Annotated in this window: 1 pseudogene; it reads left to right on the top strand. The window is 61.3% G+C overall.

Annotated features, from left to right (window positions below):
• Positions 1-117 precede the first annotated feature (117 nt).
• A pseudogene (locus tag KYG_RS01525) lies at positions 118-444 on the top strand (IS21 family transposase); the annotation flags it as partial.

The following is a 444-nucleotide window of genomic DNA, read 5'->3' as shown; positions in this document are numbered from 1 at the left end:
TGTTGACGCCGACCGAAAACTGAGCCACTTTTTGGTGTGATGCCGACCTAAAACTGAGCCAGGTGTTTTACCTACCCTGCTGTTTTGTGCAGCAAGGGAATGAAGAGGGTGATCACCATGGACATGATTGGCAAGATACGGCGGATGCACCGCCGGGACAAGAAGACGAAGCGGGAGATATCGAGGGCCACGGGTCTGTCGCGCAACACGGTGGCCAAGTGGCTGGACGAGGCGCAGCCGGTCGAGCCCAAGTACCGCCGGGAGGCGGCGAAGGCGACCAAGCTGTCGGCGCACGAGGCGGAGCTCAAGCAAGCCTTGAAGGCCGATGCCAAGCGGCCCAAGAAGGAGCGGCGCACGGCCAAGGCCTTGTTCACGCAGATCAAGGCAGCGGGCTACGAAGGTGGCTACACGCGGGTGACGGACTTCATCCGCAAGTGGCGCCAA

It is taken from the genome of Acidovorax sp. NO-1 (assembly GCF_000238595.1).
GTDB lineage: Bacteria > Pseudomonadota > Gammaproteobacteria > Burkholderiales > Burkholderiaceae_C > Acidovorax.
Note: the sequence above shows the minus strand (reverse complement) of the source record. Positions and strands in the feature narration are given on the sequence as shown.